Source organism: Actinoplanes sp. NPDC051346 (assembly GCF_040682215.1).
In the GTDB taxonomy this organism is placed as follows: Bacteria; Actinomycetota; Actinomycetes; order Mycobacteriales; family Micromonosporaceae; genus Actinoplanes.
In genome coordinates, this window is sequence record NZ_JBFBAJ010000012.1 from 69,824 (window position 1) to 96,274 (window position 26,451).

23 protein-coding genes are annotated in these 26,451 nt (G+C 70.3%); 12 read left to right on the forward strand and 11 right to left on the reverse strand.

All coding sequences use genetic code 11. The features are described 5' to 3' along the window. Positions 1–77: 77 nt before the first annotated feature. The gene (locus AB0M36_RS27125; protein WP_364162562.1) at positions 78–578 is read right to left on the reverse strand and encodes an inorganic diphosphatase; all 501 of its coding nucleotides are present in this window, start codon (positions 576–578) and stop codon (positions 78–80) included. Positions 579–1,053: 475 nt separating this feature from the next. Between AB0M36_RS27125 and dacB the strand changes: the two genes are divergently transcribed. The 6 genes from dacB (at position 1,054) to folE (ending at position 8,337) form a co-directional block, all read left to right on the forward strand. Then, positions 1,054–2,451, forward strand: a complete 1,398-nt coding sequence (dacB, locus tag AB0M36_RS27130; RefSeq protein WP_364162565.1) for a D-alanyl-D-alanine carboxypeptidase/D-alanyl-D-alanine-endopeptidase — start codon at positions 1,054–1,056, stop codon at positions 2,449–2,451. A 49-nt stretch (positions 2,452–2,500) separates the two neighbouring features. After that, positions 2,501–3,559 (forward strand): zinc-dependent metalloprotease, encoded by a 1,059-nt coding sequence (locus tag AB0M36_RS27135; protein ID WP_364162568.1) that lies wholly within the window; start codon positions 2,501–2,503, stop codon positions 3,557–3,559. A 10-nt stretch (positions 3,560–3,569) separates the two neighbouring features. Further along, positions 3,570–4,550: a tRNA lysidine(34) synthetase TilS gene (tilS, locus tag AB0M36_RS27140; RefSeq protein WP_364162570.1), complete on the forward strand. Its 981-nt coding sequence runs from the start codon at positions 3,570–3,572 to the stop codon at positions 4,548–4,550. 127 nt (positions 4,551–4,677) lie between these two features. After that, entirely contained in the window at positions 4,678–5,253 is a 576-nt protein-coding gene (gene hpt / locus AB0M36_RS27145; protein ID WP_189199656.1) for a hypoxanthine phosphoribosyltransferase, read from the forward strand. A 382-nt stretch (positions 5,254–5,635) separates the two neighbouring features. Continuing rightward, positions 5,636–7,666 carry an ATP-dependent zinc metalloprotease FtsH gene (ftsH, locus tag AB0M36_RS27150; RefSeq protein ID WP_364162573.1) on the forward strand — a complete coding sequence of 677 codons (2,031 nt, stop codon included), beginning with the start codon at positions 5,636–5,638 and terminating at the stop codon, positions 7,664–7,666. Continuing rightward, complete coding sequence (gene folE, locus AB0M36_RS27155) at positions 7,663–8,337, forward strand: GTP cyclohydrolase I FolE (protein ID WP_364163138.1); 675 nt, start codon at positions 7,663–7,665, stop codon at positions 8,335–8,337. The genes ftsH and folE overlap by 4 nt, the downstream gene beginning before the upstream one ends. 127 nt (positions 8,338–8,464) lie before the next feature. On the opposite strand, the gene AB0M36_RS27160 is transcribed toward folE, so the two are convergent. Genes AB0M36_RS27160 through AB0M36_RS27170 form a run of 3 tightly spaced genes read right to left on the reverse strand, consistent with a single transcriptional unit; the run spans position 8,465 to position 11,957 of the window. After that, complete coding sequence (locus AB0M36_RS27160) at positions 8,465–8,725, reverse strand: hypothetical protein (protein WP_364162576.1); 261 nt, start codon at positions 8,723–8,725, stop codon at positions 8,465–8,467. Positions 8,726–8,739: 14 nt separating this feature from the next. Beyond that, the gene (locus AB0M36_RS27165) at positions 8,740–9,378 is read right to left on the reverse strand and encodes a hypothetical protein (RefSeq protein ID WP_364162579.1); all 639 of its coding nucleotides are present in this window, start codon (positions 9,376–9,378) and stop codon (positions 8,740–8,742) included. Then, positions 9,375–11,957, reverse strand: coding sequence for an FtsK/SpoIIIE domain-containing protein (locus AB0M36_RS27170; protein WP_364162582.1), 2,583 nt, complete (start codon positions 11,955–11,957; stop codon positions 9,375–9,377). The genes AB0M36_RS27165 and AB0M36_RS27170 overlap by 4 nt, the downstream gene beginning before the upstream one ends. A gap of 196 nt (positions 11,958–12,153) precedes the next feature. On the opposite strand from AB0M36_RS27170, the gene AB0M36_RS27175 reads away from it, so the two are divergent. Next, a complete protein-coding gene (locus tag AB0M36_RS27175; RefSeq protein WP_364162585.1) occupies positions 12,154–12,678 on the forward strand; it encodes a hypothetical protein in 525 nt (174 codons plus the stop codon). Here the strand turns inward: AB0M36_RS27175 and AB0M36_RS27180 are convergent, their stop codons facing one another. From AB0M36_RS27180 to AB0M36_RS27210, 7 genes are all read right to left on the reverse strand, one after another. Continuing rightward, a complete protein-coding gene (locus AB0M36_RS27180) occupies positions 12,679–13,281 on the reverse strand; it encodes a hypothetical protein (RefSeq protein ID WP_364162588.1) in 603 nt (200 codons plus the stop codon). It lies immediately after the preceding gene. Continuing rightward, positions 13,281–14,420 carry a M23 family metallopeptidase gene (locus AB0M36_RS27185; protein WP_364162591.1) on the reverse strand — a complete coding sequence of 380 codons (1,140 nt, stop codon included), beginning with the start codon at positions 14,418–14,420 and terminating at the stop codon, positions 13,281–13,283. Before AB0M36_RS27185 ends, AB0M36_RS27180 begins: the two co-directional genes overlap by 1 nt. Then, positions 14,417–14,971: a hypothetical protein gene (locus AB0M36_RS27190; RefSeq protein ID WP_364162594.1), complete on the reverse strand. Its 555-nt coding sequence runs from the start codon at positions 14,969–14,971 to the stop codon at positions 14,417–14,419. Before AB0M36_RS27190 ends, AB0M36_RS27185 begins: the two co-directional genes overlap by 4 nt. Positions 14,972–14,977: 6 nt before the next feature. Then, positions 14,978–16,918 carry an MFS transporter gene (locus AB0M36_RS27195; RefSeq protein ID WP_364162597.1) on the reverse strand — a complete coding sequence of 647 codons (1,941 nt, stop codon included), beginning with the start codon at positions 16,916–16,918 and terminating at the stop codon, positions 14,978–14,980. Between the two features lie 35 nt (positions 16,919–16,953). Further along, complete coding sequence (locus AB0M36_RS27200) at positions 16,954–20,478, reverse strand: ATP-binding protein (RefSeq protein ID WP_364162600.1); 3,525 nt, start codon at positions 20,476–20,478, stop codon at positions 16,954–16,956. 1,312 nt (positions 20,479–21,790) lie between these two features. After that, on the reverse strand, positions 21,791–22,153 hold the full coding sequence (locus AB0M36_RS27205) for a hypothetical protein (RefSeq protein ID WP_364162603.1): 363 nt from the start codon (positions 22,151–22,153) through the stop codon (positions 21,791–21,793). Between the two features lie 12 nt (positions 22,154–22,165). Continuing rightward, positions 22,166–22,423: a hypothetical protein gene (locus AB0M36_RS27210; RefSeq protein WP_364163141.1), complete on the reverse strand. Its 258-nt coding sequence runs from the start codon at positions 22,421–22,423 to the stop codon at positions 22,166–22,168. A 433-nt stretch (positions 22,424–22,856) separates the two neighbouring features. Between AB0M36_RS27210 and folP the strand changes: the two genes are divergently transcribed. From folP to AB0M36_RS27235, 5 genes are all read left to right on the forward strand, one after another. After that, positions 22,857–23,672: a dihydropteroate synthase gene (gene folP / locus AB0M36_RS27215; RefSeq protein WP_364163144.1), complete on the forward strand. Its 816-nt coding sequence runs from the start codon at positions 22,857–22,859 to the stop codon at positions 23,670–23,672. Continuing rightward, on the forward strand, positions 23,669–24,028 hold the full coding sequence (gene folB, locus AB0M36_RS27220; RefSeq protein WP_364162606.1) for a dihydroneopterin aldolase: 360 nt from the start codon (positions 23,669–23,671) through the stop codon (positions 24,026–24,028). The genes folP and folB overlap by 4 nt, the downstream gene beginning before the upstream one ends. Further along, on the forward strand, positions 24,025–24,552 hold the full coding sequence (gene folK, locus AB0M36_RS27225; protein WP_364162609.1) for a 2-amino-4-hydroxy-6-hydroxymethyldihydropteridine diphosphokinase: 528 nt from the start codon (positions 24,025–24,027) through the stop codon (positions 24,550–24,552). The genes folB and folK overlap by 4 nt, the downstream gene beginning before the upstream one ends. A gap of 35 nt (positions 24,553–24,587) precedes the next feature. After that, positions 24,588–25,067, forward strand: a complete 480-nt coding sequence (locus AB0M36_RS27230) for a DUF3180 domain-containing protein (RefSeq protein ID WP_364163147.1) — start codon at positions 24,588–24,590, stop codon at positions 25,065–25,067. Between the two features lie 77 nt (positions 25,068–25,144). Continuing rightward, positions 25,145–26,410: an ABC transporter permease gene (locus AB0M36_RS27235; RefSeq protein WP_364162612.1), complete on the forward strand. Its 1,266-nt coding sequence runs from the start codon at positions 25,145–25,147 to the stop codon at positions 26,408–26,410. Positions 26,411–26,451: the final 41 nt, after the last annotated feature.

The window sequence follows — 26,451 nt, forward strand, 5'->3', positions numbered from 1 at the left end:
CGCCGGCCCGGCGGCCCCGGGCGGCGAAAAGCACGATGGCCGGGCAAAAGCCCGGCCATCGTCGTGACGCTCGTCGGTCAGTGGTCCTCGTGCTGCTCGGCGGCCTCGGCGCGCTTGAAGGAGGCGCGGATCTCCTCCTCGGCCTCGACCCGGCCGGTCCAGGTGGCGCCCTCCACCGACTTGCCCGGCTCGAGGTCCTTGTAGACCGTGAAGAAGTGCTGGATCTCCATCCGGTCGAACTCGCCCAGGTGGTGGATGTCGCGCAGGTGCTCCTGGCGCGGGTCCTCGTAGGGCACGCAGAGGACCTTGTCGTCGCGGCCCTTCTCGTCCGTCATCCGGTACATGCCGATCGCCCGGGCCCGCACGAGGCAACCGGGGAACGTCGGCTCCTGGATCAGCACCAGAGCGTCGAGGGGGTCACCGTCCTGCCCGAGGGTTCCCTCGATGTATCCGTAGTCGGCCGGATACTGCGTCGCGGTGAAGAGCGTCCGGTCAAGACGGATCCGACCGGTCTTGTGGTCGACCTCGTACTTGTTCCGCTGGCCCTTAGGGATCTCAACCAGTACGTCGAAATCCATCGTTCGCTCCCTTGTTCGCCCCGGCTTGGACCGGCTTGGACCTCCGGCGCGGGAGCGGAGCAGCCATGAGCCCCGCCGGATCCGTGCGCGCCGGTGTGCCGGATGTTTGTAGTCTCCCCTAAGTCTGACGCTACGGACTGGGGAGGGGCGCGTGGGGAGGCAAGATTCACAGAATGGACCCGACTACGACGGCGTGTCGAGGCAGCAGGAGGGCACTCCTGGGGTAGGGCGGGCCAGTGTGCCCCCTGGGGCGCCCTTCCCGCGACCCACCGGCACGACATATGGCCGAGCCGTGGTTCCCCCGAACGTCGGCCCGGTGCCGCAGACGTCGCAGAACTTCCCACCCCTCGATGGACCCCCCGCCGCACCCGGCACGTCCGTCACCGGCCCGGACGGACCGCCCAGCGGGGGCGCGCCAGCGGCGAAGCCGGCAACCGGTCCGGGTCGGCGTCCGATAGTGGTGTCCCTCGCTGTCTTGATCTTTCTCGTGCTGGCGGCCGGCACGGTCTTCCTGGTGCGGCCCGGCCCGGTCGACCGCTGGCTGTCGGGCGACCCGGCGAAGCCGTCGGCGAGCGCACGGACCCCCGACCCGGCTCCGTCGCCCGTGCTGGTCGCGGCCGGCGCCGCTGGCACCGCGCCCACCGCCGCCGGCGTCGAGGCGGCCATCGGGTCGCTGGTCGATGCCCCGGTCCTCGGCTCCCGCGTCAACGTCTCGGTCGTCGACGTCGCGACCGGCGACGCGCTCTACGAGAAGAACCCCGAGACGAAGACCACGCCCGCCTCCACCACCAAGCTGCTCACCGCGGCGACCGTGCTGGCCGCTCGCGGGCCGGCCTATCGCCTGAGCACCCGTGCCGTGGCCGGCGCCGAGCCCGGCGAGGTCGTCCTGATCGGCGGCGGCGACCCCTCGCTCGCTGTCGACGGCGACGACCTGTTCCCCGGAGCGGCCCGCCTCGACAAGCTCGCCGAGCAGGTCAAGAAGGCCCTCGGCGAGCAGAAGCCGAGCCGGGTCGTGGTCGACACCTCGCTCTTCACCGGCCCGGAGACCGGGCCCGGCTGGGAGGACGGCCTCATCGACGGAGGTCAGGTGGCCCGGATTCAGGCGCTGACGACCAACGGCGGCCGCGTCGAGCCGGTGCACAACGAGTTCGGCGGCGACGACCGGTTCGCCGACCCCGCGCTCGCGGCCGGCCGGGCGTTCGCCACACAGCTCGGACTTCCGGGCAGCGCCGTCCGCAAGGGCAAGGCTCCGGCCGCCGAGGAGTCCACCGCGTCGTCCGCCCCCGCCGCGGGCGGTCCCGGCGCGGAGCTGGGCGTGGTGCAGTCGCCGCCGCTCGTGCACGTGCTCGACTGGATGCTCGAACAGAGCGACAACGTGCTCGCCGAGGCGCTGGCCCGGCAGGTCGCCCTGGCCGCCGGCAAGGAAGCCTCCTTCGCGGGCGCGTCCGAGGCGATGCGGGCAAAGCTGACCGAGCTGGGACTGCCCGCCGACCAGGCCGAGCTGTCCGACGCGAGCGGCCTGTCCCTGGACAACCGCATCAGCCCCGGCCTGCTCACCGACCTGCTGGTCCTCGCCGCGAGCGGCAAGCAGCCCGCACTGGGCAACATGTTCGGGGGCCTGCCGGTGGCCGGTTGGTCCGGCACCCTGCGCTCGCGCTTCGCCGACCCCACGAGCAACCAGGTGGGTCAGGGGCTGGTCCGGGCCAAGACCGGCTCGCTCACCGGGGTAAACGCCATCTCGGGCAACCTGACCACCAAGGACGGCCGGCTGCTGGCCTTCGCGGTCCTGGCGGACGAGACCGGCGAGACCGGCGCGGCGCGCCAGGCCCTCGACCGGATCGCCGCCAAGCTCGTGACCTGCGGCTGCCAGTAAGGGATTTCTCAGGGTCTGCCGCTGGTCCCCCACGGGTACGGTGGTCTGCATGGCGCAGTTCGTTGACTGGGATCTGGCCGCCGCCACCGCGGGCGCGCTGTCGAAATCGGGCCCCGCGGTGTCCTACGAGGAAGCCATGCAGGTGGTCACCCAGCTGCGCGAGCTGACCGACGAGGCGCGCGGTCATGTCGCCGCGTACACCGGGTTGACCCCGCAGGTGGAGGGCCCGCCGGTGCGGATCGTCGACCGCAAGGACTGGGCGGCGATCAACATCGCCGGCCTCAAGGAAGTGATCATTCCGCTGGTCAGCCGGCTGTCCGGCAACCGCCAGCCGGGCGCGTTGACCGACGCGATCGGCTCCCGGGTCACCGGCGTGCAGGCCGGCACCGTCCTGGCGTACCTGTCCGGGCGCGTGCTCGGCCAGTACGAGGTCTTCTCCGCAGAGCCCGGCCAGCTGCTGCTCAACGCGCCCAACATCGTCGAGGTGGAGCGCAAGCTCGGCGCCGACCCGCGCGACTTTCGGCTGTGGGTCTGCCTGCACGAGGTCACCCACCTCACCCAGTTCCAGGCGGTGCCGTGGATGCGCGGCTACTTCCTCGGCGAGGTGCAGGCCTTCGTGGACGCCTCGCAGAGTGGCGAGCACATCCTCGAACGCCTGCGCCGCGGGGTAGCCACGCTGTCGGACGCGCTGCGCGACCCGGACAGCCGCTCCTCGGTGCTCGACATCGTGCAGACCCCGGCGCAGAAGGCCGTGCTCGACCGCCTGACAGCCTTGATGACGCTGCTGGAGGGGCACGCCGAGTTCGTGATGGACGGCGTCGGCCCGGAGGTCATCGGCTCGGTCGAGTCGATCCGCGCCAAGTTCAACCAGCGCCGCGAGAGCGGCAACCCCCTGGAGAAGGCCATCCGGCGGCTGCTCGGCATCGAGGTCAAGATGCGTCAGTACGCCGAGGGCCGCAAGTTCGTGCACGGCGTCGTCGAGCGGGTCGGCATGGCCGGCTTCAACAAGATCTTCAGCTCGCCGCTGACCCTGCCCCGGCTCGACGAGCTGAACGACCCGGACGCGTGGGTGGCCCGGGTGCACGGGCCGGTCGGGCTCGCCTCGTAACCTCGTCGTCGTGGCCCGCATCCCGCCGCCGGTGGCGACCGTTCGCGCGGCGGTGCGACGGGCGCTGACCGCTGGGCCGGCCGACGCTCGAGGGCCGGTGCTCGTCGCCTGCTCCGGTGGGGCCGATTCGCTGGCTCTCGCCGCCGCGACGGCGTTCGTGGCACCCCGCCTCGGCATCGCCGCCGGCCTGGTCACGGTCGACCATCGGTTGCAGGACGGCTCGGCCGAGCGAGCCGCCGCCGTCGCGCGGTGGGGGCGGTCGGCCGGCTTTGACCCCGTCGAGGTCGCCACCGTCGACGTGGGGGGACGCCCGGGCGGACCCGAGGCGGCCGCGCGCGACGCTCGCTATGAGGCGCTCTCTGCGGCCGCGGAGCGGTTCGACGCCGTGGCGGTGCTGCTCGGGCACACCCGCGACGACCAGGCCGAGACCGTGCTGCTGGCGCTTGCCCGAGGTGCCGGACCTCGCGGCCTAGCTGGCATGCCGTTCCGGAAGGGGCACTTCGTCCGACCGCTGCTGGATGTCTCCCGCGCCGACACCCGGGAGGCCTGCGCCGTTCTCGGTCTCGCGGCGTGGGAGGACCCGCACAACGCCGATCCCGCGTACGCCCGGGCGAGGGTCCGCGCTGACGCGCTGCCTGCACTTGCCGCCGCGCTCGGCCCGGCTGTCGTCGCCAATCTCGCCCGAACCGCCTCGTTGCTAGCCGCGGACGTCGCCTACCTGGACGACGTCGCCGCCCAGGCGCTGGCCGGGGTGCGAACGCCCGCGGGCCTGTCGGTCACGGCCCTGGCGCGGCTGGCACCGGCGATCCGCGGCCGCGTCCTGCACGCCTGGGCCGCGGAGCTGGGCGCGCCGGGCGCCGCGCTTTCCCACCGGCACGTGACCGCGCTCGACGCCCTGGTCACCGGATGGCACGGTCAGGGGCCGGCAGCGTTGCCGCAGGGCATCCTCGTGGCCCGCCGAGCGGGTGACCTCGTCCGCGCCGCGCTGTGACAGTTGTCACCGAGAGTGGCGTACCCCGACGGAGTTCGGGCGGAATCATCTGATTACGCGGGCTTTTCCGGGCACTGACCGCTGCCCCCGGCGGCGCGACCCCGACCCCATACGGCAGGCTAGAGCCATGGCAGACGGCTCCTGGTACGACGCCGATATCGACCGCGTGATCATCTCCGAGGAGCAGATCCGCGAGAAGACCGAAGAGTTGGCGAAGCAGGTCGCCGCCGACTACGCGGATGCCGAGGGCGGCGTTCTGCTGGTCTGCGTGCTCAAGGGCGCGGTCATGTTCATGGCGGACTTCGCCCGCGCGCTGGGCCGGCAGGGTCCCTACTCCGAGATGGAGTTCATGGCCGTGTCGTCGTACGGGTCCGGAACCACGTCTTCCGGGGTGGTGCGCATCCTCAAGGACCTGGACCGCGACATCACCGGCCGGCACGTGGTGATCGTCGAGGACATCGTCGACTCCGGCCTGACGCTGTCCTGGCTGATGAAGTACCTGAGGTCCCGCCAGCCGGAGAGTGTCGAGGTCGTGGCGCTGTTCCGTAAGCCCGACGCGATCAAGGTTCCGGTGCCGACCAAGTACGTCGGCTTCGACATCCCCAACGAGTTCGTGGTCGGTTACGGCCTGGACTTCGCGGAGCGTTACCGCGAGATGCCGTATGTGGGAGTGCTGAAGCCCGAGGTCTACGCCCGTAGCTGAACGGTCTCCCAGGCGACTCTCAGGAATCGGGTGACCGATCCCGGCGCGGGGAGTATTGTCCGTCTTTGCGGCGATTTATGGCCGCCGGGAGCGTGAACCGCGGGTGACGGCAACCCCTCCGGCAGCCGGGCTGACGGAGTCGTGAGCGGCACCCACGGTGTACCGTCGAGTGACCGATGGCGCAGTGTCACGTGCGCCGGTCGGGTCGGGTCGGAAGCGGACGGGCCGGTGGGGTTTGCTCCCATCGCCTGGAGGTATTCGATACCGGCAGCGTCTCCGTGGCGCGGGTGCCCGATCGGTGCCCGACGGCGGAGACCCGTCAACCCAGGTGACCAGGACGCCGATCAGGAGGGTCCGGGCGCAATTGGCGCCCGACAACAGTATGGAACGTACGCGTTTCTTCCGCCGCCCGGTGGTCTGGATCATTCTGGTGATCATCGGCGCCGTCGCGCTGAGCTCATTCTTCACCAGTGGTCCGAGTTACCACCGCGTCGAGACCTCGGTCGTCCTCGAGCGACTCAACCAGCCCAACATCAAGAACGTCGTCCAGGAAGACAAGGAGCAGACGCTCCAGCTGGAACTGGCGAGCCCGGAGCGGTTCGGCGACAAGACCACCGACAAGATCGAGACCCAGTATCCGTACGAGCTGACGGACGAGGTCTGGAACGACGTCAAGGCGGCCAAGGCCGCGGGTCGGGTCACCGGCACCCTGGACGCCAAGGTCTCCGGCGACAGCATCCTGCTGAGCCTGCTGGTCAACCTGCTGCCGATCGCGATCCTGGTGATCCTGCTGCTGCTGTTCATGTCGCAGATGCAGGGTGGCGGTTCCCGCGTCCTCAACTTCGGCAAGTCCAAGGCCAAGATGCTGACCAAGGACATGCCCAAGACGACGTTCGCCGACGTGGCGGGCGCCGACGAGGCCGTCGAGGAGCTCCAGGAGATCAAGGACTTCCTGCAGAACCCGGCGAAATACCAGGCGCTCGGCGCGAAGATCCCCAAGGGCGTCCTGCTCTTCGGCCAGCCGGGCACGGGTAAGACGCTGCTCGCGCGCGCCGTCGCCGGCGAGGCCGGGGTGCCGTTCTACTCCATCTCGGGTTCCGACTTCGTCGAGATGTTCGTCGGTGTCGGCGCCAGCCGGGTCCGCGACCTGTTCGAGCAGGCCAAGGCCAACGCCCCGGCCATCGTCTTCGTCGACGAGATCGACGCCGTCGGCCGCCACCGCGGCGCCGGCATGGGCGGCGGCCACGACGAGCGCGAGCAGACCCTCAACCAGCTGCTCGTCGAGATGGACGGCTTCGACACCAAGGGCGGCGTCATCCTGATCGCCGCGACCAACCGGCCGGACATCCTCGACCCGGCGCTGCTGCGCCCGGGCCGCTTCGACCGCCAGATCCCGGTCGACAACCCCGACATGGAGGGCCGCAAGGCGATCCTGCGGGTGCACGCCAAGGGCAAGCCCTTCACCCCCGACGTCGACCTCGACTCGGTCGCCCGGCGCACGCCCGGCTTCTCGGGCGCGGACCTGGCCAACGTCATCAACGAGGCGGCGCTGCTCACCGCCCGTAACGACAAGCGGGCCATCTCCAACGAGTTCCTCGAGGAGTCGATCGACCGGGTCATCGCCGGCCCCGAGCGGCGCACCCGGGCGATGAGCGACAGCGAAAAGAAGATCACCGCGTACCACGAGGGTGGGCACGCGCTGGTCGCTCACGCGCTGCCGCACTCCGCGCCGGTGCACAAGGTGACGATCCTGCCGCGTGGTCGCTCGCTGGGCCACACGCTGGTGCTGCCGACCGAGGACAAGTACACCCAGACCCGCGCCGAGATGATCGACACTCTGGCCTACGCGCTGGGCGGCCGCGCGGCGGAGGAGCTCGTCTTCCACGAGCCCACCACCGGCGCCGGCAACGACATCGAGAAGGCGTCCGGCCTGGCCCGCGCCATGGTCACCCAGTACGGCATGAGCTCCAAGCTGGGTGCGGTCAAGTACGGCTCGAACAACGACGAGCCGTTCCTCGGCCGGTCCATGGGCCACGAGCGGGACTACTCCGACGCCATCGCGGCCGAGATCGACCAGGAGGTGCGCGCGCTCATCGAGCTGGCGCACGACGAGGCCTGGGAGATTCTGGTCGAATACCGCGACGTCCTCGACGCCATGGTGCTGGAATTGATGGAGAAGGAAACCATCACCCAGCAGGACATGGACCGCATCTGCGCCCGGGTGCAGAAGCGCGCGCCGATGTCGCCGTTCAACGGCTTCGGCAAGCGGCTGCCCTCGGAGGCGCCGCCGGTCCTGACCCCGGCCGAGCGGGACGCGCTCAAGACGCAGGCCGAGGCCGACGGCCAGGTGGCGGTCGGTGGCGGCAGCGCCGGGGAACCGAACCCCAACGGCACTTCGGAGGGCTCGCACTGAGCAGGACCGATCCGAGTTCGGCGGAGCCCGACGGCTCCGCCGAACTCGACTACCTCGCCGCGCGTCTGGTCGACGGCAAGCTCACCGGGGCACCGGTCGAGCAGGCCGTCGACCTGGCGCGCATCGAGAAGGCGGTCCGGGAGATCCTCATCGCCCTCGGCGAGGACCCCGATCGGGACGGCCTCGAACGCACCCCGGCCCGGGTCGCCCGGGCCTACGCGGAGCTCTTCGCCGGCCTGCGGGTCGACCCCGCCAAGGTGCTCACCACGTCGTTCGAGGCGAACCACGACGAGATGGTGCTCGTTCGCGACATCGAGCTGATGAGCCTCTGCGAACACCACCTCCTGCCGTTCAAGGGCGTCGCGCACATCGGATACATCCCGGGCGCCGACGGCCGCATCACCGGCCTGTCCAAGCTCGCCCGCCTCGTCGAGGTCTATGCCCGGCGCGCCCAGGTCCAGGAACGCCTCACCTCCCAGATCGCCGACCTCCTCATGAACAAGCTCGACCCCCGCGGCGTCATCGTCGTGCTGGAATGCGAGCACCTCTGCATGGAAATGCGCGGCATCCGCAAGGTCGGCGCCCGCACGGTCACGTCAGCGGTCCGCGGCGCCTTCCAGCGCGACGGCAAGGTCCGCGCCGAAGCCATGGCATTGATCAACGCCCGCTGAGGCTCGGCATTCACGACGGCCAGCAAGCTGCTAGGGGCGGCCGCGTTGGGCTACCAGGGGCAGCTCGTCGAGGCCGACCTCACCGCGGCCCTGCCGGACTGAAAGCCCTCCGGCACCGGACGGGCCGCTAGACGATCGTGCGGTAGGTGTCCGCGCTGTCGATGGCCGCCCGGGTCAGCGTCGCCGCCTCGTCCAGGCGGGTGCGCGCCTGCTCGAGCTGCGCGATGGCCGCCGCGACCGACGGGTGCAGCGAGCCGATCGCGGTGATCCGCAACCGGGTCAGGGCCTCGTCGAGCTGGTCGGTGACCTGCCGGATGCCCGTCACCGCACGCTGGGCGCCGTCCACGGACGCCGCCACGTTCGCCTTGACCTCCTCGACGCTGGCCATACCGGATCCCTTCGCTATCGGATGAACGCCAGCAGGCCGACGCCCATGCAGGTGAGCAGCACCGGCGTCAGGCACGTGACGGCACCGACGAGGGGCGTGCGGTCCACCTTGTGCGGGCCGCCGCCGTAGACGAAGCCGATCGTCAGCCAGCCCAGCCCGTACGCGAGCAGCGGCAGGCTCAACCCGCACAGCAGGGCGTAGGTCGGCAGCGAGCCGGAGGGCGCCACCAGGTAAAGGACTATCTGCACGATGAGGACGGCCGCCGCGAACGGCCCGTACACAAGAAGGTTGCGGGCCCACGGCCGCATCGGACCCGCAGGACCGGGACCCAGCATGCCCGCGTCCGCGGCGTCGGCCGTCGCGCGCGCCTGCCGTAGCGCCGCGAGGACGGCCGCGGGGCCGCCGGCCACAGCCTGCGCGGCGACGGCCTGCTCGGCCGGCTGCGGGACCAGCCGCGCCTCCGGCACGCCCAGATCCCGCACCAGCCGCGCCCGCTGCGGCGCCAGCCGGGCCCGCACCGCCGTCAGCTCCTGCTCGGCGGCCTGCGCCGTCGCCGCCTGCTCCCCGGCCGCCGCGCTAGCGGCCCGGCGGACCGCGTCCAAGCGCTGCGCGGCGGCGAGATAGTCGTCCCAGGGGCCCGGTTGGTCGCTCATCGCTCAGCCTCGGGTCGGGCGAAAGGCACGATCGTCACCGTACGGTCGGCGTGCCGGTCGTGCAGCAGCGCCCGGTTCTCCCTAGGCTGCCAATCCACGCTCTGCCCCAGCATGAGGGACACATCCTGCTGCGGAACATTCAGGAAAACCAGGCCGGCCACGTCCTCGCGGCCCGCGCTGCCGCCGGTCTCCTCGCTGAAACGGCGCACCCCGCGCCACCACGACAGCAGGTGTACGCCGTGGCCCGGGCCCTCACGCAACACCTGACGCAGCGTCGGCAGCGTGCCCGGGCTGGCCGCGTCCATGCCGAAGACCACGCGGTAACCCGGCCGGGCGAGATCCAGCTCCGCGGCCAGCCCGGCGGCGTCGACGACAACCACCTCCTGGCGGTGCCCGACCTCGGCGGCCAACTCCCGGGCGAGCTCGTCGCCCTCCGCGACCAGCGAGCAGATGACGAACCTCGCAGTCCTCGGCGCATGGAACGCGGCGACACCGCGGGCCGCCGCGTCCAGCACCTCCGCGCCGCTCGCCCGCGGGCCCAGGATGGCCAGATGCCGTCCCGGTGAGGCGTCGAGCGGGAACGCCGCGGTGGACAGGTTCACGTCGATGACCCGGCCGAGCAGAGCCGCCGGACGCCCCGACCGGCCCGCGAGCGCGGCCCGGTAGGTGGGATCGTCGGCGAGATGCTGCCGGGCGTACCCGGCGAAGATGCGCGGCGGCACCGCCTCCGGGTCGCGGGCACCCCACAGCTTGTGCCGCAGGTCGCTGAGTACGTCCCGATCGGCATGCGGATCCGGGAACCGCACGATGCGCTCGTGCCCGCGGGTCGCGCCGCGCGGTCCGCCCAGCCCGCCGGCCGTGTTGACGACGGCGGTGCCCAGCGGCAGACCGGCGGCGGAGTCGTTGGTGGGCTCCAGGACGTCGCCGCCACCCGGCAGGGCGATCCGGACCGGGAACTGGCCGAAGATCGAGTCACGCTTCGCGTACAGGGCCTCGACGCCGAGGACGGTCTGGCTCGCCAGAATCAGATGGATCCCGTACGAGCGGCCCTTACGCGCCAGCGACTCCACCAGCTGCACCGCCTCGCCGGCCATCGGATCGTTGCCGGCGAGCAGCACCTGGAACTCGTCGATGACACAGAGCATGCGCGGCATCGGCTTGCCGCGACCCTCCTCGGCCGCCACCGCCCGCAGCTCCGCGAACCGGCTCACCCCGGCCCGCTTGTAGGCCACCGACCGCCGGGTCATCTCGCCGTCGAGCTCACGCAACACCGCCAGCCCGTACTCCCGATCGGACTCGACGCCGACGGCACGGGCGTGCGGCAACCAGGTGCGATCCCGAGCGGTCGGCACGAACTCGGCGAACGAGACGCCTTCCTTGAAGTCGAGCAGATAGAGGCTCAGCTCGTCGGGGCCGTAACGGGTGCCCAGGCCGTACAGAACGTTGATGAGAAAGGCCGTCTTGCCGGCGCCGGACCGGCCGCCGACCATCCAGTGTGGAGTCAGGTCGTTGAACTGAAGAACCACGGGCGTGTCACCGTCATGACCGACGGTGGTGCCGAGCCCTTCGCCGGCATCGCCTGTCCACACCGCGTCGGACGGCTCCGGCAACAGGTCGGCGAGCGTCACCCGCGACGCGGCCGCCGAATGCGCGGCCAACTCCCGACACACGGCGTCGACCAGATGCGGCGGCGGATCCTCATCCAGGAAGACCGGGGCGTTCAACCACACCGCCTCCGGCACCGACCCGAACGTCACGCCGGGCGGATTGCCGATGACAGCGTACGGATTGCGCACCGAAACCTGGGTGGTGCGCGGCAGCGGCGGCTGCGTGGTCTCGGCCGTCAGCGGAGGCGGCGGCCACCCGGCCACCACCAGGTGCAGGCCGGACTCCGGCCCCTGCTGCGCCAGAGCGGCGATCCGCACCAGATCGGCGCCCTCCGTCAACTCCGGCAAACTCGCGACGACCAGCAACATCATCCGGTCGCGGCGCCCACGCCGCACGGCACCACCACGCACCGGCCGAAGCCACTTCTCGGCCTCGGTGAGCACCTCACGCAACGCGGCGCGGTCGAGGGCGGGCGGCGACATCAAACCCGCGTCCGCCAGCACGTCGAAGGGGGCGAAAACGGTGCCTCCGCCCGTACCGTCGACGGCACGCACCAACAACGACCCGGCGGGCGCGGCAGCCAGCAGCCGCAGCAGCAGGCAGCGCAAAAGCCCGGCAACCCGAGGATCCCGGGCATCGGCATCGACGGTCAGATGCCCACTGCCGAGCAACGGCACGACGGCGGGAAAACGAGCATCGTCGAGCGGCTGCGCCACACCCAACCGAACGAACTGCGGAGGGTAGGAGCCCCCAAGCGGAGCGTTCGCAGACAACGCATCGAGCGGCGACCCAAGCCACCCCGGAGCCAACTCCCCGGCAGCCGCCCGCAACTCCTCGGCCAGCCGATGCTGCTCCAACGAATCGGCGGTGGGCGCGGCCCGCCCCTCCAACGCGGCGGCGGCCGCCACAGCGGTGGCCTCCGCCTGGCGGTGCAGGGCAGCGGCCTGCTCGATCCGCCCCGTCGAATCCACCGCCTCACCTCCGTGTGTGCGCTCAAACCGTACCCTGCGAACGGTCATCGATCCGTCGTCCGCAGCCGTTGGTCAATCTTCCCAGTCGGCGATGGTCGGGGTGACGCGCGGGCTCCGCCCAGCGGCGGCGAGCCTCCGAACATCGAAACCTATCGTCACGGGACGGGTCCATAGCGGAACCACTAATCTCGTAGGGGTGCAGCCCGATACTCCGCCCGCTCAGCCGGCTGTCCCGCCGCCCGGTCAGGCCGCCACGCCCCCGAAGGAGAGAAACCGCCGGGTCAGACTGATCCTGGCGATGGCGGCGGGCATCACGTCCCTGCTCTGCCTCGGCGGCATCGGCGTCTTCATCTCCTTCTACGACGAAGCCACCAAAATCGAAAGAACAGCCCCCGACGCCGTAGTCGACAACTTCCTACGCGCCTACCTGGTAAACCGCGACGACCAACAGGCATCCCTCTTCACCTGCAAGTCAAATCTTGACTTGTCTCTGCTGAAATCCTTTCGCGACGATATTCAAAGCCGGGAGCAACGTTTCTCTATCGGCATCCGAGTTGATTGGACCAGCCTGACGGTGTCCACGGAGAGTGGCCGAACGACGGTTAGCACTGATATTCGTCGAACGATCTCGGATGGCAGTGAGAGAACGACGGATGGCTGGCGATTCTCCCTGATGGATCAGGATGGGTGGCGTGTGTGCAGCGCCGCTCCTGCCAACTGATCACTCCAGCCACAGCCGATGGACAGGGACCATCAGCGTTCTTGGGGTTTTGCCGGTCCAGGACCAGCGGTACCAGTCCAGTTCTGTGGCTACTCGGGCGCAGATGTCGCCGTCGTCGCTGGTGTGGAGTTCGGTGACCGCGCGAAGGTCTCTTCGTTCGCCGCCGTCATCGAGGATCTGGACGACCCGGCGGCCGGTCAAACCGTCGGCATCCAGCGCCGCCACCGGGTTGCGGCGCGGCGGTTCGTCCATAGACACCAGCCGGGACATGACATCGGCGGGCTTGTGCGCCGTACCCGCCATGCCCAATTCTTCTACCCAGACCCGCTCGACCGGTACGAGCGGCGCGAACACCTCCGTCTGCTCGGCCTCCGCGCGATACCACTCGGCCTCCGGCATAACCGGCACATATGTCCGGCTGCCCTGCACCACCTTTTCATCAGCTCTCAGATCGCCGCGCCAACCGTGCCCCGGTAGACCGATCAGTACGCGCCTGCCGCGAAGGCTGCCGCCCATCACAGCCGGCGTCGGGACGACCGGGCGAGGAACGGCGGGAGCCCAGTCGGAGCTGTTCGCGAACGGGTCCGGCAGCGGACTGCCCATCATTGCGAACCGCCCAGCGGCGATCCGCGCTGCGCCATGAACTGGATCGGGTCGACCGCACTGGCGCTGGACGTGTCGTTGTTGAGGTGCACCTCGAAGTGCAGGTGAGGGCCGGACGAGTTTCCGCTCGTACCGCAGAGGGCGATCACCTGGCCGGCGGCAACCCGCTGGCCGACCTTCAGGTTCGGCCGTTCCACCAGGTGGCAGTACCGGGTCATGATGTTGCCCGCGTGCCGGATCTCGACCAGCCAGCCGCAGCCGCCCTTGCCCGGCCACCCCGCACGGTCACAGTCTTTCACTCCGCTAAACGTCTCGTCGCACATGACGCGGGAGACGACGCCACTCGATACCGAGCGGACCGGCGTACGGAGACCGGCGATGAGGTCGACCCCTTGATGGTCCGGCCGGTCCTGAGTACGGAATCCGGACCCGACGCTCCACCTGTACTGGTTTTTGACCTTGACGGCGAACGGGTTCGTCCATCCCGAGGCGGCGATATCCTCCGCCGAGGCGCAGACCATCGACAGCGAATTGCCCACCGCGTTGGCCGCGCCGTCCGCGAGCAGGTTGACGATCTGCGTGGCGACAAGCTCATGCTTCGCGTACGCGTCCGGGTAGCCGCTGATCTGCACCCGTTGCGCGGCGCGGGTGAGTGGCATCGTCTCCCAGCCGTCGATCGTCTTGAGCTTGTTGTAGAACTTCGTCGCAGCGTACGTCGGATCACGGACCTGCGCCGGGGTGCCCCACCCGCTCGTCGGCCGCTGCTGGAACAGCCCGAGCGAGTCGTGGTCGTTTTCCTTGCCGAGATGTCCGAGGTTCGTCAGGCTGGACTCCTGCATTGCGGTCGCGACGGCGATGACCCAGGCCCGCGGCGGCATCTTCAGGTTCGCGCCGACGTTGATGATGATCGCCGCGTTCTTCATCTGCGCCGGTCCGTACGGCCGCACCCGCGGCAGCTTGGAATCCGGATCGACCGGTCCGCCGGTGCCGCAGCCGGACGTGTACAGACTCAGATCGTCGTCGTCGCCGCCGAATCCGCCGAGCAGAACCGCGCTGATGCTGCCACCGCAACACAGCAGTGCCAGCGTCGCCACCAGGGCCACCAGCAGAAATACCCGCCGTGGCCGCGGCACGTTCACGACCCGTCCCAGTCGACGCCGTCGACAAGCCACCGTCCGTCCGGGGCGACGAGCCGCAGCGTCAGCTTGCCGGAATCCGCGGTGACGACGGCGTTGACCAGCCCGTCGCCGATGGGTATGAGCGATGGCCGCCCGATGATCCGATCGGCGGGCACGTCGGCCGGATCGACGCCGTTCAGCTCGTCGGAAAGATGCTGGGTGGCGTTCGGAACGATTCCGTCGTGCCACGCCTTCGCGGACACGTTCTTGTGGTCGACCCACGCCGAGGCGAACGCGTACGCGACAGCCTCGGGTGCGGCGGTCCCCGGACTCGTCCGGGGCGAGGGCGGCGGCTCGTCGTCCACGATCACGCCGTCGTCATTGAAACTGGGATCGACGCTCACGGTCGGCGCCGGCGACACGGGGTCGAGCAGCCGCCCCTGGCTGCCGCTGCCATCGGAGAAGAGCCGCCCGATCCCGACCACCGCGAGCACGAGCAGGGCGATCACCAGAGCCACACCCCACCGCGACCGGAACAATCCGGTGAGACCGCGTTCGAGGACCCTGGGCATGACCGCTCACCGCGCTTCGGTACGAACTCGCGGCGACACCTGCTCGCGCGTTGTACTGCCGGTCTCCGGCCGGTAAATCGCATAGGACGCCGGCGACTCGGCGACATCGGGCTCCGTCCACGTCGACGCCCTCCGCTGCCGGCTCGGCCCGGCGGCGGCCACCGGCACCGGCTGCGAATCGCCGGCCGGCGCGACGTCGTGCGTCGACTCCCGTCCGTCCGGCCGGACGGCGGGCGCCGGGCCGTCCTGCGCCCGGGCCGGAGCCGACCCCGATTCCGTACGCGTCGCAGCCGCGTGCGCGGGATCCTCGAGCCGCGCCTCCGGCCGAAGATTGCCCTGCTCGACGTAGACGGTGCGCCCCTTGCCGAACCGAGGCTCATTGGTCCCGCCGCCATCGGCGACATCGAGCTTCGCGGCCTCCCGCATATCCCGGAAGAACCGACGATGCCACGACCCAGCCGACGCGATCGCCGCCGTACTGTCCTTACCACCCAACTGCGTGATCCGCCGATAAGGCCGCAACAACAACCACCCGACAACCCCGCAAAGCCACACCAACACCACCTGCAGCCATCCGGGCAGGCTCGCGGTGTTCATGATGAGATCGACGGCGAAAAGATAGATCGCCGCTCCGGTCCCGAAGATCGCAATATTGAAAATCGCCGCGATGACCGCGTTGCCAAGCCGCCGAATCCCCGAACTGGCCGGCCGCAACAGACCCACCGTCCCCAGAATCGGCGCGGCGATAACCGCCCACCGGAAGATCAGGAAGCCCAACAACACCAGCAGTGAAGCCGTCAGATCGAACATGGCGAACATGATCGCCGCCAGCACAGCAATGAACCCCGCCCCAATCCGATCCATCCCATTGACCCCACGCAGATATTCATACGCCTCAGGATCTTCAGTCTTGATCTGCTCAGCAACCTTCTCCCACTGAACATTCTTGGCGTTGATCGTGGCCTTTCGGGTCTCCGGATTGTCCCGCATCTTCTGCGCTTCGTCCCAGGTGATGGAACGCGCGTCGTAAAGTGCGCGACCGTAGGTCTGCGCGGTGACACTGTCGGCGGAGCCGAGTAGACCTCGCAGCCAGTTTCGATAGAGCATGGTCTCGGTCGCGGTGTCGCTGGCTCGAACGGCGGGAGGTCGATTGTCCTTGCATGCATCGGCTTTCCCGAGCCGACATCCTGCAGTTACGTCACCGTCTTGCGGCCGCGGGCCGACGGCGTCGTGGACGACTCCGAGCGTAGTGATAAGGGCTTGATCTGCAAGATTCGCAGATTTCACTGGCCATGCGGCGATCGCTGTCACGGCGACCATGATGAGGATTGCCCAGCCGGCTGTGGTTGCGGCAGCACCCATGTCGGCCTGCTGCGACCGCCAAATTAGGTAAAGCCCGACGATGGCCAGGGTAATGATGCCGAAGACGCTGAATACCTTTTCGTAGACTGCCGTGGTGGCCTGCCTCACCAACGGATCCGCCCATCCCCACAATGTCTGAGGATTCCAAGCGCGTTCGCGGAGAGCGTTAGAGGCTCCAATGATCGCGGTAGCGACCATGAACTCGCCGTTGGCGATAGTCGTCTCGAACTTGTATTCGGGATCTATCAGCGTTGACGCGCAGCCACCTTCAAGGTCGTATGTCGTGTAGCTGTACCCGGCGTAGCCGTATTGGCTGTAGATGCCCTGGGGACCGTTCAGCTTCGATGATTCCGGGCGTTCGGCGAACCAGCCGGCGAGGCCGGAGTCGGGTGTGCTTGGTGTGGGGGGCATCAAGCACTGAGCTCGATCGGCGCTGACGTCAGCGAGCCGAGACACGCAGGACTTGAAGTCCTGCTTCCACTCGTCAGTGCTGCATGCGCCGCCCGGGGCCTGGATCGGTCCGGCTGTGGCCGGGGCCGGGGCCGCTACTGCCCATGCGATGCTCGCCACGAGCGCTACCGCCATGGTTGTTAGCAGTGCGCATACCCGGCGGAGCATGGTCAGGCCTCCAGGTCGGAGAAGGTGGGGATGGCCGTCGGTGCCGCCTTCGCCGCTGCTGGGGTGGTGTCCAAACGGTCCAGCAGGCCGTCGACGTATGAGACGTCGACTCTCACCTTCTGCACCCGACCGTCCACGTCTCGCATGACGAATTCTCGGAAGCCGAGCCGCGTCGACGATGATGCGTCCGCCTGTGACAGGGATGCCAGGGTCGCCTCGTAGCCGTCGTGGACCGGGACTCGGAGGAGGCGGAGTGCTTCCGAGGCGATTTCCTGGTCTTCCGCGATGCGGCCGACGAATACCGTCGAGACGAGGTTCTGTACGTCGAGGCCCAGGATGTCGCGAGGGTTCTGGGAGGCGACCAGCGCCGCGAGGTTCCATTTGCGGGAGTCGCGGGCGAGGCGGACCAGGAAGGAGCGGCCCGAACGCCAGCCTTCCATGAAGTGGGCCTCGTCGAGGCCGACCATTTTCCTCGAGGACATCGAGCCGCCGTAGCAGCGGCGGACCGCGAGGCGGTGGGCCGTGTGGAGCATCGGCAGGGCTAGAGATTCCTCGGCCGACCAGTATTCGCGTTCGATCTTCAGGTCGGGTAGGCGCAGGCCGGCCATCGTGATGACCGTCAGGGCCGCGTCGGCGCCGAGCAGGTGCTGGGGTGGGCGGCCGAAGAACAGCAGGGCGAGGGGCATCTCGGCCGTGTCCAGCAGGAGGTTGGCGAGTTCCTTGCCCTCGTCGTCGTCCAGGCCTTGCAGGGTTGCCACGACGTCGTCCAGCGTCGAGGTTTCCTCGGCGGGGACCTGGCGGACCGCGTGGCGCAGCAATGTCGCCGTCGAGGCCTCCTTGGCGACCTGCGGGGGCACCAGCATGGAGCAGATGTCCTGGACCAGCATGCGGCGTTCGGCGCGGGCGTTGGAGACCGCGATCTCAAACTCGCGGTCGCCGGTGGGCCCGGTCGCGAACTCGGTGCGGACCGGCGTCGGGATCAGCGCGTACGGCGCGAGCGTCCCCTGCTCGGAGCCGGTCAGGTTCAGGACCCGCGAGTACGGTCGCAGTTCCGGCATCTGACACAGCCGGGCGAGCGGGCCGGACGGGTCGAGCAGGGTCACCTGAACGCCGCGGCGGGCGTTGAGGTAGCCCAGCGCACCCATGAGCGTGGACTTGCCGCCGCCGGGTTCCGCGACGAAGACGCCGAGGCCGGAGCGCTCTCGAACCTCCATGGGGAAGTGCAGGTCGAGGAAGACCGGGCGGCGGCACGTTCCCGCCGTACGCCCAATAAGGTCTCCCCGGCGGTCGCCGACCGTCGACGCGGCCTGGGGAAGCGCGGCGGCCAGCAGTTTGACCGGCATGCGCCGCACATAGCCGGTGTTGGCGATGGGTTCGCCCGGGATGAATTCGCGGGCGAGCTGATCCTGATTCTTCGGGTGCTGCAGCGAGATGCGCAGTTCGCGGGAGTAGAGCTGGATGAGCCGGCGGGCTCGTTCGAGGCATTCCTCGCGGGTGCGGCCGCCGACCGCGATGCGGTGCCAGCCGTGGGCCCGGGCGGACTCGACGGGCAGGCCCGTGGTCATCTCGTCGCCGATCACCAGGGCGCGCTTGGCTAGACGCTCCAGCTCCGGCGGTGCGTCGATGCCGTGCTCGGCGTAGTCGAGCTGCTGGGAGCGGATCATGCGGAGCCGGTGCTCGAGGTTCTTGAAGGAGCTGTTTGACCCGAGGATGTCGAGCCGCGAGGAAAGCTCCATCGGCCACGGCAGCCGCTCGTGGAAGTGCATCCACGGCTCGTGCTTCTCCGGAATCTCCAGCGGCTCCATGCGCCCGACGGAGAGCACCGCGACGTGCCGTTCCTCGCCGGTCATGCGGTTGACCAGCTTGACGGTGGAACCGTACGGGGTCCGGTAGCGCTCCACCTGCTCGGTGAGCGCGAGCAGGTCGCCACGTTCCCAGTGCCCGTGCGAGACGGGCGAGAGCGGTCCCGGCGGGGCCATGCAGAGCGCGACCGAGCGGAACAGCAGCCATTCCAGCTCCTGCGGCGTGACCCGGCGCCCGCGCATGCCGAAGGCGTTGAGAACCTCGTCGAACTGCTCGACCGTACGGCCCAGCTTGCGCCGCTCGCTGTCGGAGGTGCCACGGCCGAAGATCCGCAGAATGCGCTCGGAGAACGTGTCGCCGAGCGAGCGCCGCGCGAAGGTCACACCCAGGTACGTCTGGCCCTCGGCATGGTTGACCGAGAGCAGGTGCCGCTGGGCGGCAACGAGATGATCCGACCAGGACGTGCCGTCGGTGACGTCGGGAAGGGGCTTCGCGGTCAGGGAGTCCACCGTGCGAGCCCACTCGTCCGCCGGGAACGGCCGGTTGGTCCGGCGCAGGTGCAGCCGGAAGCCGGCCAGTCCCGCGTACTGCTCGGAGATCGCGGAGAGCAGCGCCTCACGCTCGGCGTCGGGTCGGAAGGCCCACCGCACTTCGGGCAGGTAGTACCAGGCCGTGACGGTGCTCTGGGTGAACGTCAGATGTCCGGCGATTTCGCTGATCTCCAGCTCGATGGCCGGGTCGCGATCGCTGAACTTGAGCTTGTGCGGACGCAGCGGTACCGGCTTGATGTCCTTGGCCGGCTTACGAACGGCCGGCAGGTTGTCCGGCTCGTCCCTCTTCCGGCGCCCCCTCTTCCTGACCGGCGCCTTCTCCCGCAGCGGCGCGGGGGCCTTCTCCGGCAGGGGCGCAAGCTCGGCGTGACGGTCCGGCTCGGCGACCGGATTCATCGGGTACGGCACGGGCACGCCGCCCGCATTCATCGGGTACGCCCCCGGCCCGCCGGCCGCGTCAGTCGGATGAGGCTGCGGCGTGCCGGCCGGATTCATCGGGTACGTGCCCGCGGCGCCCGCCGCATCCCTCGGGTAGAGGTTTCCTCGGCCGCCCGCGTCCGCCGCCAGGTACGGCCCGGCCATGCCGTCCGTGCCCGTCGGGTAGGGACCGTGCGCCCCGGCCATTGGGTGGCCGTTCGCATCGGCCAGCTGAAGGCCGTCCGTCGGGTAGAGATTCGCCACGTCTGTCGGATAGGAACCCGGCGCCCCAGTCGGATGCGGGCTGGTCGCCCCAGTTGGGTGCTGGCTGGTCGCGTCAATCGGGTGCGGGTTGGTCGCGTCGGCCGGGTGCGGGTTGGTCGCGTCGGCCGGGTGCGGGCTCGTCGCGTCGATTGGGTGCGGGCCGGTCGCGTCCGTGGGGTGGGGACTCGTTGCGTTGGTCGGATGGGGGCCGGTCGCGGGCGTCGGGTGGGGATTCGGCGCGCCGACGGGGTACACGCCGGGCGCGGTGGTCGGCGGCGGACCACCGGGTTGACCGACCGGGTACACCCCGGGCGCCGTGGTGGCGCCGGCGGCCTGCTGCCACAACGGCGGCGTCTGGGGTGCTGGCGAGGCGGGACGGGTGGACGAAGACGCACCGCCGTTGCGGATGTCGTCCGGCCAGTCCTCCAGGCCAAGGTCGGATGGCTCGTGCTCGTCGAAGTAGTCGGCCCGCGGCCCGACCGGAGCGCGCATAAAGGGCGACTCCGGCAAACCAGACAGAGCTGGCGATGGCGGCGCGGAGGTGGGTGGCACGAAGTCGGGCGGCGCGGAGGTGGGTGGCACCAAGTCGGGCGGCGCGGAGGTGGGTGGCACGAAGTCGGGCGGCGCGGAGGTGGGTGGCACCAAGTCGGGCGGCGCGGAGGCGGGCCGCGCGGCTGAGAACGGTGGCGCGGACGCGGGGGGTGCCGAGGTGGGCCGCGCGGCAGACGGCGGCACAAAGGCAGGTGGTGCGGAGGTGGGCCGCGCGGCTGAGGACGGTGGCGCGGACGTGGGGGCGTCGAGTGGCTCTGGACCGTCGACCGCCGGAACGGAGGCGTCCTGAGGTGGGGTCGCGGGCGAGGGAAGAGCAGGTGACGAGGTGTTCGTCGCCGTATCGATCAAGGTCTCCGCCGGTGGCGAAGTCACTGACGGGGAATCGACCTGTCGAGTCGGCGGCCCGGACACCGGCCGAGCGGCGAACGGTCCGGACACCGGCTCCCCGAACGGCGAACCGGACACGGGGCGGTCCGAAGGCGAGCCCGACACAGCCTCGGCAGAAGGCGGCCCAGACATGGGCCGCTCCGCTAGTGGGCCGGACACCGGTTCGGCCGCTGGTGGGCCGGACACCGGTTCGGCCGCTGGTGGGCCGGACACCGGTTGGGCCGCTGGTGGCCCCGACACTGGTCGGGCCATGGGTGGGCCGGAGACCGGTCGGGCCGCGGGCACATTGATCTCAGGCCGAACCGGGGTCGACTCAGCCGCGGGCAAACCGGAGGCCGCCCGGGAATCCGCGCGAAAAACAGCCGGCCCAGAGGCAGCGGCAGGCAACGAGCCCGAGGCGGCGGCCGGCGGGCCCGAGGCGGCAGGCGGCAGGCCCGAGGCGGCGGGCGGTTGGCCCGAGGCGGTAGCCGCCGGCGACGTCGAGCGGCGCGCGTCCTCCCCGTCGAAGTCGAAACCGAAGTCGAAGTCGGCGTCCGGATCGTCCGGCGGCGGTTCGGTCACCGGCGGCTGGCGGGGCGTCGTGCCGGCGAACAGGTCGAGGAAGGGTGAGTCGATGTCGATCGGGTCGACCGGCGGGGTGCCGTTGGTGCGGGGGCGGATTGGCTGGGGGGCCTGGAAGACGGCTACCGCGCCGTGTTCCGGGCCCGGGACCTGTTCGGGCGTCTCCTCCGGAGCGTAGTCCTTCGGTTGCACACCGTTACTCGACCTGCCCGGTGGGGACGCGTCCGCGCGGGGGTGCCCGGGCGGTGGGGTAGCGGTCATGCGACGACCCCGTTCGGGCATGCGGCAAGGGGGGCGGGACTGGTCATACCAACTCCTCCCGTACCCGGATGCGCGAGGCGACAAGTCGGGGGTCTCGCTGCTCGATGGCTGGCTCGCGGGTGCGTTTCCAGTCGGTGAGCGCGGTGCGGATGACCATGCGGGCCGGTCGGTCGGGGTCGACGTGCCGGAAGACGTAGGACGTCGTCACCATGGCCAGCGCGATCTCCCACGCGGGGAAGGGGTCGAACTCCCACGTGATGAGGTAGTGCAGGAACACGAAGGCCGGGACGAGGACGACGAACATCCCGTACTGCGCGTACGGAAGGTGCATGGGCAGGGTGTATCCGGGCGGACCCAGGTAGACCAGGCGGGCCCGGTAGATGTCGTCGTCGGTGCGCAGCCGCATGGGAGCTCGGCCTCAGCTGAAGATGAGGTTGATGAGGTAGTCGCCGACGAAGAACAGGGTCGCGGCGCCGGCGATGAAGGCGAGGCCGACGATGGCGATCGCGCTGCTGGTCAGCACCTTGGAGATCTCACCGCGGCTGGCCCGGCCGATGAAGATGACGCCGAGCACGGCCAGCAGGATCGGGGCGATGTTGCTCGCGAAGAAGGAGACGACGCCTTCGGTGTTGATGCCCTTGGGCTCGGGGGCGGCAAGGGTGGCGCCATGCTGCATTGCCGTCGCGACGCGCGCGGCGAGCTCTGTGGCGATCATCGGTAAACCTCCCGGGCGGCCGGCGTGAGGGCGCCGGTCACGCTGCAGTTGTTAAGCCTGGCGGCAACGCCCATATGGTGCTACTTCCCGCTCACCACGTCGAGTGCGCGGAGTCGATGCTTAAGGGCCCTGCTGTCCTACCCACGCCCGTCTGCTCTCTTCGGTTCATTAATGATGCCTAGCTCCGAAGCGTACGGGCCGTACTTCTTACCTACAACCTGCCTGATTCGTTACCCAAGATAAAGGCGTGATTGAACGTGACTCATTCCCGATCGTACAGGTGTTCGAACGATGTTCGCCCGGTAGCGTCGTCGTCGTGACGGAGCCGACCGGTAGCGCAACGACCCGGCGGGTCGCGGACGACCTGCTGTTTCGCCAAGATCACCCGGTCGTGATGGGGGTGCTGAACGTCACGCCCGACTCGTTTTCCGACGGCGGACGGTTCGCCGGCCTCGAGGCGGCCGTCGCGCACGGCGTCGCTCTGCGGCGTGCGGGAGCCGGCATCGTCGACATCGGCGGCGAATCCACCCGTCCGGGCGCCGGCCGGGTGGACGGGCCGACGGAGATCGCCCGGGTGCTCCCGGTGATCCGGGAGCTGGCCGCGGCGGGTGTGCCGCTCAGCATCGACACCACCCGGGCCGTCGTCGCCGCGGCGGCGCTCGAGGCGGGCGCCACCATGGTCAACGACGTCTCCGGCGGCCTGGCCGATCCGGGCATGGCCGCGGTCGTCGCCGACGCCGGCTGCCCGTGGATCTTGATGCACTGGCGTGGCCACTCGCGCCGCATGCAGGACCTCGCCGTCTACGAGGATGTCGTCGCCGAGGTCCGTGACGAGCTTCGGCAGCGGGTGGACGAGGCGGTCGCCGCCGGGGTGGATCCGGGCCGGCTGATCCTCGACCCCGGCCTCGGCTTCGCCAAACGGCCGGAGCACAACTGGGCGCTGAGCGCCCACCTCGATCAGCTGATCTCCCTCGGCCATCCGGTGCTGTTCGCCGCCTCGCGCAAGACCTATCTCGGCCGCCTGCTCGCGGACGCCGACGGCGAGCCGCGCCCGGTGGACGGCCGGGAGGCGGCGACGATCGCCACGTCCGTGCTCGCGGTGGCGGCGGGGGCATGGGGCGTGCGGGTGCACGATGTCCGCGCCACGGTTGACGCGTTGGCTGTGTGGCGGGCCACCGGGGGCCCCCGTCTGGAAAGGACACACCCATGAAAGACCGGATCTCGCTGCGCGGCCTTCGCGTACGTGGCTATCACGGGGTCTTCGACTTCGAACGCCGCGACGGCCAGGACTTCGTGATCGACGTTGACCTCGAGCTCGACCTCGCCCCGGCGGCGGCCAGCGACCACGTCGACGACACCGTGCACTACGGGGAGTTGGCCGAGCGCCTCGCCGAGGTGGTGGCCGGCGAGCCGGTGAACCTGATCGAGACCCTGGCCGACCGGCTCGCCACGCTGTGCCTCGACGACGACCGGGTCGCCGCGGCCACGGTCACCGTGCACAAACCGCAGGCGCCCATCCCGCAGGAGTTCGCGGACGTGGCTGTCACTCTCCGGCGTACCCGATGACCCGGGCCGTTCTGTCGATCGGCGGCAACCTCGGCGATCGGTACGCCCACCTGAAGGGCGCCGTCGAGGGACTCGGCGACAGCGTCGTCCTCGTCTCGGGGGTGTACGAGACCCCTCCCTGGGGTGACACCGAGCAACCGGCGTACCTGAACGCGGTCCTCTTGGCCGTCGATCCGGCGGCGGACGGCCGGGCCTGGCTGGAGAAGGCCCGGGTTCTCGAGTCGCGGGCCGGGCGGGTCCGCGATCCGCTGCGCCGGTTCGGTCCGCGCACGCTCGACGTGGACGTGATCGCGGTCTGGGAGGACGATGGCAAGCCCGTGACCAGCGACGACCCGGAGCTGACGCTGCCGCACCCCCGTGTTCACGAGCGGGCCTTCGTGCTCAAGCCGTGGCTCGACATCCAGCCGTACGCCCAGCTTCCCGGCCACGGATGGGTGACCGACCTGCTGAACCTGCCGACGCTCGCCGCCGAGGCGAACGCGATGACCCCGCGGCCGGATCTGGCGTTAGAGTCTGCAGGGTGACCAGCGATCCCGACGGCGCCGCACCCGACCCGTCGATGCGGCCGACCAGCTTCTCGACCCTGGTGGTCGCCGCTCTGGCCGCCGCAGCGGTCGGCTGGCTCCTGCTCAGTTCGTTCTACACCCGGATGCCGCGGCTGCCCTGGTTGCCGATCATCGTGCTGGCCACACTGTCGATCGCCGAGGCGATCCTGGCGCAGAACACCAGCGCCCGCATCGAGCACAAGCCCGGGACGCCGCGGGTCGACCCGCTCGCCGTCGCCCGCTACGCCGTCCTCGCCAAGGCGTCGTCGCTGGCCGGGGCGATTTTCGCCGGATTCTCCGCGGGCCTGCTGGCGTGGCTCGCGCTCGAGCCGACCAAGGCCGCCACCGACGATGTGCCGGCCGCCGTGGGCGGCGTCGTGTCGTCGCTCGCGCTGATCGGTGCCGCGCTGTGGCTCGAGCGCGCCTGCCGGGTGCCGGACGAACCGGACCAGAAGGACGGCGGCGATCCGGGTCGGCGCGCCGGCCACCCGTGAGCTGAACTCGTCGATAAGGCTGAACCGAGAGCCCCTCGTTTTCCGTATGCTGTGCCGCGGCGGAGGAGGTGGACGAGATGGCGTACGACGATTCCCCGTACCGTCGCAGCGGTGCCGACGAACAGACGCCGACCGATCCGGCGGCGTACCGAACCGGTTCGGCGGCCACCGACTTCCGCAACCGGCGGCGCGACCTGGAACCGGACGACACCGGGACCCGGATCACCGAGCCGTTGCCCGAGACCGGCCGCCGGGGCGGCACGGACGGCGGGCACGACCGGCTCGGCGTCCACATCGGCTGGGAGATCATGCTCCTGCTGGCCGTCGCCGCCATCGCCGTCCTGCTCTACCGGTTCGATCCGACCAGTCTGCGCCGGCCCGCGCTGGACACGCTGCTCACCTCGGGTGCCGTGATCGGGCTGCTCGCCCTCGGGGCCGGGCTCACGCTGCGCGCCGGCGTACCCAATCTCGCGGTCGGCCCGATCGCCCTCGCGGCCGCGCTGCACTTCGCCGAGAACGGCGACAAGGGTCTGCTCCAGGGGGCGATCCCGCCGCTGGCCATCGCCGCCGGCGGCGGCCTCGTGGCCGCGATCCTCGTGCTGACGCTCCACGTGCCCGGTTGGCTGGTGTCGCTGGCCGCGGCCATGGGCGTCATCGTGTTCGACCAACTGCGCACCGCCCCGGTCGCGGTCCAGCGCACCTACGACCTTTCCGACCAGGCGTTCTTCATCTTCGGCGGCTTCGCGCTGCTGGCCGTGCTCGGTGGCGCGCTGGGCACCGCCGGACCGGTCCGCCGGATGGTCGGCCGGATGCGCGCGGTCGGCGACCCGGCCGACCGGCGCGGCGGCGGGGCGGTGCTGCCGGTCGTGGCCGCGCTCGTGCTGTCGTCGACGTTCGCGGCGGGTGCCGGCATCCTGCTCGCGGCCCGGTCGACGGCGCCCATCGTGCCCGGCACCGGACTGGAGTGGACCGGGCTCGCCTTCGGGGTGGCCCTGCTGGCGGGCACCAGCGCGTACGGCCGCCGCGGCGGCATCTTCGGCACCCTGCTGGCGACGGCCGGGATCACGCTGTTCCTCGACTACGCCGGCCGGCGCGACTTCGACATCGCCCTGTTCGCGGTCGGCGCCGCCACGGTCGGCGCGGGCCTGCTGGTGACCCGGCTGGTGGAGACCTACGGACGGCCGCTGCCGCCGCCCGGCGTCGACGAGGACTGGAACGGCGCCCCGGCGGCCGAGGAGACGTGGTCGCCGGCCATGCCGGAGACCTGGTCGCCGGCGACCTCGCAGGGCCAGACCCGCTCGTCCGATCAGTGGGATCTCGGGCCGTGGGGTGGCGGGCGGTGATGGGCGTGACCGGCACGGCGCGGGCCGATCGCGGCCCTATG